Source organism: Fictibacillus sp. B-59209 (assembly GCF_036216745.1).
GTDB classification, from domain to species: domain Bacteria; phylum Bacillota; class Bacilli; order Bacillales; family Fictibacillaceae; genus Fictibacillus_C; species Fictibacillus_C marinisediminis.
Map to the genome: position 1 here is coordinate 21,981 of NZ_JARMMC010000044.1, position 10,474 is coordinate 32,454.

Annotated in this window: 9 protein-coding genes; 5 read left to right on the forward strand and 4 right to left on the reverse strand. The window is 43.7% G+C overall.

Annotated elements, in window-relative coordinates:
• Positions 1-217 precede the first annotated feature (217 nt).
• Together P4361_RS22825 and P4361_RS22830 are read left to right on the forward strand one after the other, a co-directional pair.
• The gene (locus P4361_RS22825; RefSeq protein WP_328091165.1) at positions 218-1,201 is read left to right on the forward strand and encodes a BMP family ABC transporter substrate-binding protein; all 984 of its coding nucleotides are present in this window, start codon (positions 218-220) and stop codon (positions 1,199-1,201) included.
• Positions 1,202-1,222: 21 nt separating this feature from the next.
• Positions 1,223-2,872, forward strand: a complete 1,650-nt coding sequence (locus P4361_RS22830; protein WP_328091166.1) for a methyl-accepting chemotaxis protein — start codon at positions 1,223-1,225, stop codon at positions 2,870-2,872.
• A 198-nt stretch (positions 2,873-3,070) separates the two neighbouring features.
• On the opposite strand, the gene P4361_RS22835 is transcribed toward P4361_RS22830, so the two are convergent.
• From P4361_RS22835 to P4361_RS22845, 3 genes are read right to left on the reverse strand one after another with little or no spacing between them, the layout of a single operon-like run.
• Complete coding sequence (locus P4361_RS22835; RefSeq protein ID WP_328091168.1) at positions 3,071-3,400, reverse strand: hypothetical protein; 330 nt, start codon at positions 3,398-3,400, stop codon at positions 3,071-3,073.
• 17 nt (positions 3,401-3,417) lie between these two features.
• On the reverse strand, positions 3,418-4,059 hold the full coding sequence (locus P4361_RS22840) for a hypothetical protein (RefSeq protein WP_328091169.1): 642 nt from the start codon (positions 4,057-4,059) through the stop codon (positions 3,418-3,420).
• 12 nt (positions 4,060-4,071) lie between these two features.
• A complete protein-coding gene (locus P4361_RS22845) occupies positions 4,072-4,614 on the reverse strand; it encodes a DUF4352 domain-containing protein (RefSeq protein WP_328091171.1) in 543 nt (180 codons plus the stop codon).
• A 334-nt stretch (positions 4,615-4,948) separates the two neighbouring features.
• On the opposite strand from P4361_RS22845, the gene P4361_RS22850 reads away from it, so the two are divergent.
• Genes P4361_RS22850 through P4361_RS22860 form a run of 3 tightly spaced genes read left to right on the forward strand, consistent with a single transcriptional unit; the run spans position 4,949 to position 9,552 of the window.
• On the forward strand, positions 4,949-7,390 hold the full coding sequence (locus P4361_RS22850; RefSeq protein WP_328091173.1) for an EAL domain-containing protein: 2,442 nt from the start codon (positions 4,949-4,951) through the stop codon (positions 7,388-7,390).
• Between the two features lie 36 nt (positions 7,391-7,426).
• On the forward strand, positions 7,427-8,497 hold the full coding sequence (locus P4361_RS22855; RefSeq protein WP_328091175.1) for a diguanylate cyclase: 1,071 nt from the start codon (positions 7,427-7,429) through the stop codon (positions 8,495-8,497).
• A gap of 35 nt (positions 8,498-8,532) precedes the next feature.
• A complete protein-coding gene (locus P4361_RS22860) occupies positions 8,533-9,552 on the forward strand; it encodes an HD-GYP domain-containing protein (RefSeq protein ID WP_328091177.1) in 1,020 nt (339 codons plus the stop codon).
• A gap of 230 nt (positions 9,553-9,782) precedes the next feature.
• Here P4361_RS22860 and P4361_RS22865 read toward each other — a convergent pair whose 3' ends face one another.
• Positions 9,783-10,220: a dual specificity protein phosphatase family protein gene (locus tag P4361_RS22865; protein ID WP_328091178.1), complete on the reverse strand. Its 438-nt coding sequence runs from the start codon at positions 10,218-10,220 to the stop codon at positions 9,783-9,785.
• Positions 10,221-10,474: the final 254 nt, after the last annotated feature.

A 10,474-nucleotide genomic window follows, 5' to 3' on the forward strand; every position in this document is an offset into this window, starting at 1 on the left:
TATTGTTGAACCAGGTCATTTTCTTAAAATTTGTTTACCCAGGATGAAAAGGAATTAAGTTGAAGCATATCAAGTCTCTAAGGCTTGATATGCTTTTTTGTATTGGTCATCCTTTTTTATAGAGAGAAAATTTCAACATTTTCGTCCGATGTTAACATTCGACAAATTTTGCCGTTAATATAGAGGAGCAAATATAAAGCAGTAAGGATGAAAAAACATGAAACGATATACAGTGATATTTGCAATAATTGCCGCGTTGCTCATTAACAGCGGCTGTTCGATGGAAAAAGCGCAGTCCGCTGCGGCTAAAAAAAGAGTGAAGATCGGCATCATGCTGTCGGATGCGGGACTCGGGGACCAGTCGTTTTCGGATGCGGGGTTTGCCGGTCTGGAAAAAGCTCGTGATGAACAGGACATCGTCTTCAACTATCGCGAGCTTGCGACAAGTAAGACCTATGAAGTCGGGCTTGAGTCTCTTGTGAAGGAAGGAAACGACCTGGTAATCGGGCTTGGATTCTCCATGCAGAAGGACATGGAAAAGGTCGCTCAAAAGTATCCGAAACAGAAATTCTTATTGATTGATTCTCAATCCAAGCTTTCGAATGTCTATTCCATTACCTTTAAGGAAGAAGAAGGATCCTATCTCGTTGGGGCGATTGCCGGAATGAAAACAAAAAGCAATGTAGCCGGCTTTATCGGTGGTATGGATGTTCCGCTGATCCGCAAGTTTGAAAAGGGATATATCCAAGGAATGAAGGCTGTTAATCCAAAAGCAAAAGTCATTTCAGAATTTGCAGGAACGTTTGATGATGATAAGCTTGGCGAAAAAATGGCTAAAAAGATGATCGCTAAGAAAGCGGACTATATCTACCCGCCGGCAGGGTTTACCGGTGTCGGTGCACTGCTGGAAGCGCAAAAAGCAGGAGTTCATGCCTTAGGCGTGGATACGGACCAGTACTACCTTGCAGAAAAAGCGATTGCCACATCGATGGTGAAAAAAGTGGATGTTGCGATCTATCAAGCAGCAAAACAGATGGCCAAAACAGGACATATAAAAGAAAAAGACAGCGTGCTTGGCATCAAAGAGGGCGGCATCGACATCGCTCCGATCCGTGGGATCCATCTAAACGCCAAGCAGCAAGCCAAATTGAATGAGTTAAAGGAAGGTATCTCACAGGGAACGATTCACATCGAGCTGTAGAGGCCAGAAGGAGTTTACACCATGAAATTGAAAGCAAAAATTTTAATGATATCGATTGTGCCGCTGCTGCTGTCAGTGATCATCATCGGCTATAACATTTTCGGAATGACGAAACTGAATTCTTCGACTGAAAAGATAGTAAAGGTTTTAGTAGAGGTGGAAGAGCTGAACAGCTCCGCCAAGAGCCTTGAAAAATCATTAAGTGCCTACTCCCTGAACATTTCAGCGAGCAACACGAATGATGTGGCCAATGATTTTCAGATACTGGCTTCTGATTACAATAAGATGAAAAAAGGGCTGACAGATAAAAAACAAATGCAGCTGATTGAACGGATCGGCAGTAAATTCGATGAGCTGAAAAGCGAGTCTGATGTTGCTGTAAAAGAAGGTGACCAGGCAGAGATCAAACGCCAGTCCCTCAGGACAAAAGGATTAATCAATGATGTGTATCAGCTGAAGCAGCAGATCAATGATCAGTACGAATGGATGCAGGCGGATCTGAAGGAAAAGATTAAGGGCATGATTACTTTCTCAATGGTTGCTCTTATCATTTTGGTTCTCGGAAGCCTTGTCTTATCCATTATCATGACCCGCAGAATTGTCGATCCTCTGAAAAGGATTACCGAAAATGCCGGGGAAGTGGCCAATGGGAATCTGGCTGTGCAAGGCGTAAGGGTGCGAACGAAAGATGAAGTGTATGAATTAAATCAGTTATTTGGGCAGATGATCGATAACTTAAGAGCGGTGATTACCCAGGTCGGAAACGGGTCCGGACAAGTCGCTGCCTCGGCAGAACAGCTTATGGCGAGTGCGGATGAGACGATGAAAGGAAGCGAATTGATTACCGCCTCCATTCAGCAGGTCTCAGAAGGGGCAGAAAACCAGACGAAGATGTCGGATGAATCCGTTCGGTCTGTTGAGCACAGCAAGAACGCTGTTGAGCAGATCTCCGAAAAAGCAGCCTTGGTGCTTGAACTGGCGGAGAATGCGAGCGAACAGACGCAGCAGGGCTCGGCGCTTGTGCACGATACACTTCAGCAGATGGATTTCATTCATCACTCGGTGGCAGGAACCGACCAGGCATTGAATGACTTAAGCCAGCGTTCCGTGGAGATCGGTTCGATCCTGAACATTATCAATGATATCGCTGAACAGACGAATCTTCTTGCGCTGAATGCAGCGATTGAAGCGGCACGCGCGGGAGATGCGGGTAAAGGGTTTGCCGTCGTGGCCAATGAGGTCCGTAAGCTTGCTGACCAGACACGAAAATCTGTACTTGATATATCAGCTATGACGAAACACATTCAGGAAGAAACAAAGAATACGGTCACATCTATCAATGATGTGAAGGAAAAAGTAGATTCAGGATTAGAAATCGCTCAAAAGACTAATGAATCGTTTACTACCATTTTAAATGCGATCGTTCAAGTAACACAGCAAATCAAGGAAATTTCCGCTACCTCTCAGAAGATCAATGAGGAAGTGAGCCAGGTTTCCGGCCATGTTGCCGAGATGTCGAACGTAGCGGGCACAACATCCGCAAGCGCAATGGAAGTGGTCGCGGCTTCAGAAGAACAGCTCGCATCCATGGAAGAAGTAAACGCAGCAGCCACATCTCTTACCAATCTTGCAGAAGAACTGCAGGATGTTGTTTCGAAATTTAAATTATAGACTAAAAAAGCTGGGGAATTTCCCTGGCCTTTTTTTTGGGCTTATTAAAGGTGGAAGGTAAATTTACATGGGGGCTGGAGGATTTTAGATTAATCGACCCAGATGGGTCTTATTTACGAATTACATCAAAAGAAATTTTGAATGTTAAAACAAAAAAGACCGACTAAAATCGGTCTTTTCTTGTCTTGAACAGTATGATTATGCTTCAACGGTTTTTTGTACTTTTTTCTTGCTAAATACAGCCATCAGCCCTGCAACGATTAGGAAAAGGAAGGCTAGTGTGAAGAAAAGGCCATTTGCATAGAAACCATAACAAGCAATGATAACAAGAGCTATTCCGGAAATTTTTCTCCACTTCCAAGAAGTAAATGCAAATACAAAAGCAAAGAAAGAGGCCCAAAATACTCCCGCTCCATCATTACTCATATCTGCTTCACTAAATAACTCTCCACCCATAGTTACTAAAAACCCGCTGATCAATCCAAAAATAGCGCCCAAAACCGCCAGTACAGTTATCCATGTTTTCATTATCTATTTCTCTCCTTTTATAGTTTTTCCACATGAGAAGCAATATAGAAAATATTATTTGTTGATCCGCCGCTTACATTCTCAAAAGACCATGGACCAACAGGTACTCCCCAAAATCTTATCGTGTCATCTTCTAAAATATCTGTTCCTTTTTTATAGATGAATACATGAGACTGCATATCATCATCCATAAGATGAATATAGGAAAGAGCGACATCTCCATTGTCATCATTTACTTCTTCAATACTAACGACATTCCCCTGAAAAGTTACTAACTTCCCATTATATGGAGCAATGTTCTTATTAAGGTGTTTTGTGCTGATAGAGTTATCCGTATTCTTTTTAACGGCCTTAATCTCAGCAGGGTTTTTTGCTGGGAACCAGTCCATATGAGCTGCGATAAAATCAGAAGTTTTTGATTCTAATGAAAGCTGGTCATCAGTAATATTGCTCACTAAATCGTTGTACATGCCAGTAAATAATTCTTTTGGAGACTTTTCTTCTTCTGCAGTAGCCGTTTCTTCAGATTTTGCTGTCTTTTCTTTAGAAACATCAGCTGAATTTGTATCCTTTTTGGCGGTAGACGCCTCTTTCGTACCACATGCACTAAGAATTAAAAAGATTCCCAGGAGGCAAGCTATCCAAGCTTTATTCTTCATGTTGGCCTCCAATTATTTGATTTCTTCTTTAGTTACTTTATATTTAATTTCTGCATTATCTTTTAAGCTGAAAGAAGGCTCATAATAGACTTCGTAAAATTTAGATTCAGGCACGTCAAATTCAAGAATCATAGTTTGGGATTTTCCCTTTTTAAGTTCTCCTCCAGACATATTGGCATCATCATTACCAAAATATCCTTCGTATTTCTGTCCATCAGCCGCATAGACTTGAAACTCTGTGCTATCAACGAATCCATTGTCTTGTGATTTGTTGGTAGCTGCTGCTTCAATTCTTAAGACCTTGCCTTTTTCTGCAGGTACCCCTTGAATGGTATGGCCCCAGGATACTTTATTGATGGTGACTTCCATTCCATCAATCGAAACGGTATGTCCTAATTTATAAAAACTTGGTTTCTTTTCTTCTTTTTTCTCTGTTTTTTCAGCAGACTTATGCTTTTCTCCAGAAACTTCTTTAACTTCTGCATCCCCACAGGCAGCAAGAAGTCCTAAAGATAATACCCCTACCCCTAAAACTTTAATTAATGACTTACCCATTTTTGAAAAATACCCCTTTTCATCAGTTAATTGGAAAAATACGTTATGAATTTTACAGGTATATTACTTATATTGCAATAGTTTTAAGAGATAAATTTTCTTAGATAGCTATTTTTTGAGGGTGTTTAATAAAAATAGGTAAAAAGATTCGTTTTTTTACTTTCTTAAAATAGTATAAAAGTCTATTTTTTACTGATAGTAAAATTTCGCCAATAAGTACAATAATCGCGACAAACCATATTTTGGTTAAAAGCTTAACTGTCTAGGTAATTAGACCGATAATAGGTATATAACTATACGTTTTACGTAAACGGGCAGGAGACATACAATCATCATGAAAATGAACATGATTACTGGCTACTATCAGCTGCCATTAGTGCTGCTCTCTATATTTATTGCCTGTGCAGCGTCCTATGCAGCACTCGATTTAGGAATTCGAATAGATAAAACAAAAGGAAGACTGCGCTACTTATGGCTTTGGGGCGGCGCCATTACGATGGGAATGGGTATTTGGTCGATGCATTTTATCGGAATGCTCGCCTTTCATCTAACGGTTCCGGTGACCTACCATCTGCTGCTCGTCATCGTATCGATTTTTCCGGCCATCCTTGCATCCGGACTCGCTTTTTGGATGGTCAGCCGTTCGTCCTTAAAAGCGTTCCAGGTGATCTTCGGGGCTCTTTTGATGGCGGCGGGGATCGTATCCATGCACTATATTGGGATGAAAGCGATGATTGTGCAGGGCGGGATCATCTATAATCCTTGGCTATGGTGGCTGTCCGCAGTTATCGCGTTTGTCACGTCACTTGCCGCTCTGTACCTGCTCTTTTCCATTCAGCAGGATAGCGGCAAGGGGAAATTGTGGATGAGAAAAACTGTGAGCGCCCTGATCATGGGGTTTGCCATCGCCGGTATGCACTATACCGGGATGTCATCCGCTTCCATTGCTCACCATGATCATCATTTGGCGGTGCCAGGCACCTCATTTAATCCGGTCTATTTGGCATATGCCGTCGGAATTGGCATGCTGTTCGTTTTAGGGCTGGTATTTATCAGTCTTTTTATTGATCAGCGGTTCGAGTCTCAGGTGCTGAAATCCGAACGGAAATTCCGATCGGTCATCGAGTCGGCGAACGATGCGATCATTCTGGCGAGCAGTGAAGGAATCATTATCTCCTGGAATCAGGGAGCACAACATATCTTTGGATTTGAGAAGAGTGAAGTGATCGGGCAAAACCTTCAAATGCTCATACCCGAGCGTTTCAGAACCGCACATCAGCAGGGCATGGAACGCTACCTGGAGACAAACAAGACATATGTGATCGGAAAAACAGTGGAGCTTGAAGGCCGCAGGAAAGACGGGTGCGAGTTTCCGATCGAGCTTTCACTCGCAGCATGGACAGAAGAGAACGAGACCTATTTCAGCAGCATCATCCGGGACATTACAGACCGGAAAAAAGCGGAACAGAAGATCAACCAGATGGTGTACCGCGATTCACTGACAGGTTTGCCGAACCGCCTGCTGCTGATGGACCGTATGGAAAAAGCGCTCGAGTATGCAGAAATCAACCAGCAGATGATCGGCATGATGTTCATTGACCTTGACCGCTTTAAAATTATTAACGACACACTTGGGCATGCGACCGGAGATCAATTATTGATTGAAACGGCAAAACGGCTTGAGGGCTGTACGGATAAGACCGATACCGTTTCAAGGCAGGGAGGGGACGAGTTTCTTGTTCTTCTTCCCAATACGGCGTCAGGAGAGATTACCCAAAAGGCAGCGAGGATTCTTCAGGCATTCAGCGATCCTATTGTCATCGATGAGCAGGAGCTGTATATAACGCCTTCGATCGGGATCAGCGTTTACCCCTCAGACGGCAAAGACAAAGAAACACTCATTAAAAATGCCGATACCGCCATGTACCGGGTGAAGGAGGACGGAAAGAATCATTTTCAGTTCTATACTCCAGGAATGAACGAGGCGCTATCCCGGAAAATCAGGCTGGAGATCGGTCTTCGCAGGGGATTGAAGAACGGAGAATTCACCGTGTACTATCAGCCACAGTTTAACATTCATTCCGATGAGCTGGTCGGTGTGGAAGCCCTATTACGCTGGGAGCATCCCGAATTTGGAAACATTTCTCCGGCTGAATTCATTCCGCTGGCGGAAGAATCAGGATTGATCGTTCCTCTCGGGGAATGGGTGCTGTATGAAGCCTGCCGCCAGAACAAAGCTTGGCAGGAAGCAGGTTATCCTTTCATCAGGGTCGCTGTCAACGTTTCATCCCGGCAGTTTCAGCAGACGAGCCTGGTTGAGGCCATCCGCAGAACACTGGAAGAAACCGGCCTGGATCCTCAATACCTTGAACTCGAGCTGACAGAGAGTATCATCCAGGATTCAAAGCATGCCATTTCCATGATGAATAATCTGAAAGCGATGGGTGTTCATCTTTCCATTGATGATTTTGGAACCGGGTACTCCTCCTTAAGCTATCTCAAACTGTTTCCGATCGACAGCTTAAAGATTGATCGGTCGTTCACGAGCAATATTTTTGCTGATACGAAGGATATGGCGCTCGTCAGCACCATCATTGCTATGGCTCATAACCTTGAGCTTAAGGTTATTGCGGAAGGAGTTGAAACACAGGAACAGCTCCGGTTTTTGCAGCAGGGACTTTGCAATGAGGCACAGGGCTATTTATTCAGCCGCCCGATTTCCCCTGAGGAGATCGCGGATATTTTTGATGATAAAGCCGCGGTATTGCCGCAATAGTTCAATCGCATAAGTGAGGAGACATTCCGAACAGAAATGATCATAAAAGATTTCTTTGTAAACATAACCATTTTGATTGCCCTGTTGTTTTTGTATTGCCAGTGGGCAAAGGACAGGCCGCTCAATGCAGCGGCTCCATTTTCGACGAAGGTTGTCGCCGGTGTGTCGGGCGGTTTTCTCGGCAATATATTAATGCTTTATTCCATCCATGTGACAGATGAGATCCGTGCTGACCTTCGTTACATTCCGCTGTTGATTGCCATGGTTTATGGGGGATGGCTGCCGGGATTCATTTGTACAGCCTTGATTGCTGGCGGCCGTTTTTTATACGGGGTAAACGAAGCGTCCAATATGGCAGCGATCATCATCATCGTAACGTACCTTGGTTTTCTGATTTTTTGCCGGAAGAAATGGGCTTTTACTGCAAAAGTGGCCGCCATGCTATTGTATGCAAACATGATGTTTTCCCTCATTTTTCTAGTGATAGTGCAGGATAAACAGATCATTGGAATTATCCTGCCGGTCTATTGGGTGATGTGTATTGCAGGAGGCTGGCTGGCTGTTTATTTATGTGAGCATTTCCGGAAGGCCCACTCCTTATTTAAACGGTATGAAAGGGAATCCTATACGGATTTCTTAACGAAGCTCGGAAATGTCCGCTACTTTAAACAAGTGTTTAATGAGCGGGTCCAGCAGGCGGCAGAAAAAGGAGAAGAACTGTCACTCATCTATCTCGATATCGATTTTTTTAAAAAGGTGAACGATACATACGGCCATCAGGAGGGTGATCGAGTTCTTCGGGAAATGGGAAGGGTGCTGCTTCAGTCCACGAGGTCCTATGATATCGTCTGCCGGAATGGTGGGGAGGAGTTCAGCGTTATTCTTCCGGACTGTACGCTGCCAAAAGCTGTTGAAGTTGCAGAAAGGGTACGGAAGGCTGTTGAGCTGCACCCGTTCACTTTAAGTACAGGTGAGGCGATCTGTGTGACGGTCTCGCTCGGTGTTGCCCACTATCCAACCATTCGGGAGAAGCCTTTACTAAAAAAAGCAGATGAAGCTTTATACTTAGCAAAACAAAACGGACGAAATCAGGTTCGGTTTACATAAATACAAATAGAACAAGAATGGAAGGGAAATGAGACGTGGATCAGGTAAAGATTGAAATTGGACAAGAACTGTTAGACGATCTGTATTCCTCTAGCAATATCTTGCTTCTTCGAAAAGGTACAGTCATTAATGAAATTCATATGCGGCTGCTGGCCAAGTATGATGTGAAAACGATCAAAAGAGACAGCATCAGGCAGAAGCCTCTGTCAGAGGAAGAAAAAGTGAAAAAGGTATACCAAGAGACCCTTTCAAAGCTGAAAGAGCAGTATGCGTCCATTTATAAAAAGGAAGTCTTAACGAGTGAAGATGCCACCTGTATAAAAGAGGTGTTCTCAGGGTTGGTCACCAAGGACAACATCTCACTCATTCAGCTGAAGGAACAGCTCAGCCAGGATGAATATTTGTATCAGCACAGTCTGAATGTTGGTTTGGTCGCAAGAAAAATAGGCCAGATGCTGTATCTGAGCAAGAATGAACAAAACATGCTGGCACAGATGGGTATCTTTCATGATGTCGGCAAATTCAAGATCGACCCGGCGATTCTGAACAAACCAGGACGATTGACGGACGAGGAATTTGAGATCATGAAAAGGCATCCGCAGTATGGCTACAATCTTTTAAAAGAAGCGGGTATCCCTCAGGAAATTCTACTTGGTACACTGATGCATCATGAACGGCTGGATGGAACGGGGTATCCGAATAAAGTGTCTTCGCACATTCCATTTTTAGTCCGGATCCTGTCTGTGGCGGATACGTTTGATGCCATCTGCTCCAGAAGAGTTTATAAAGACAATCGGTCGATCTTTTTTGCCGTGGATGAGCTCATTAAGGATGCACGGGGAAATCGGCTGGATATTGATGTGGTCATACCGTTTGCCAACTACTTGATGGAAGCTCTGAAAGAAAGAAAAATTCCGCTGCGCAATGGGAAAACAGCGGAGATCCGCCATGTGTTCCCGGATAGACCTAACCAGCCGATCCTCGAGGTAGAAGGCTACCTGCCGCTGAACTTGAAGGAGTCGGGGCTGACCCTTTTGCAGGTGGCGAGTGTATAATATTTGATTGCTCTTGCGTTTTGCGAGGGCTTTTTTTATTTGGTTTTGTTAAAGCATAATGTTGATTTTCTATCATTTTGGGCCTCGCATGCTGATGCTTAAAAGAGACCCTAAAATCTTTTTCTCCAATAATAAGAGCTATACAATGGTGAGTGCAAAGGTGCCATTTAAAGGTGCCAGGCACCACTCATTACACAAGTGTGTAATGGGGGTGCCTGGCACTCTATTTGCTAGACTAAATGTTGCTTTAGATAAACACCATATGTTTTTAATAGCTCCATGTAATTTGGAGGAGGATCTAAATCAGGTTTTTTTTGCCGCACCATTGCAAGTGCCTGATCACGCTCTAGGTTAAATCTCTGCATATAAAAGGCGGTTATAAAAAATCCCAAACGCTGATAGCCAGCTGTATCGTGAACGAGAATACGGTACCCTGAATCAAGCAATTGGTTCATTTGGTTCATCATTTTTACCACCCATGGGATATCCGGAGCATAATATACCGTCAACGGAGCCCAAATCATTACACGTCCAGAAAAGTCAAACGGAGGATCATCCGGAGTTGTTCTTAAGTTAATGATAGCTGTGATATTCTGTTGAATAAATCCCCAATCTTCACTCCTGATTAGACCACCAATATACAGTTTACCTGGAATCATTTCTACCATTATTCATCTCCTGGTTCAGTCCTGTTAATGTATTTATATTGCAGGAGACGGTCTTAGGGAACAAAGCTTTATTTAGGGATTGCAACGATATTATTAAATAAAAACTTAGGGGCTGTCCAAGAAGTCTGTAAGCTGTTGATTTCCGTTCCAGGCTGCTCGCTTTCCGCGGGGCGTGCGGTGAGCCTCTTGGTGCAAGCACCGGCGGGAGTCTCACCTGTCACGCTAGTCCCGCAGGAGTCTCGCATCTTCCACTT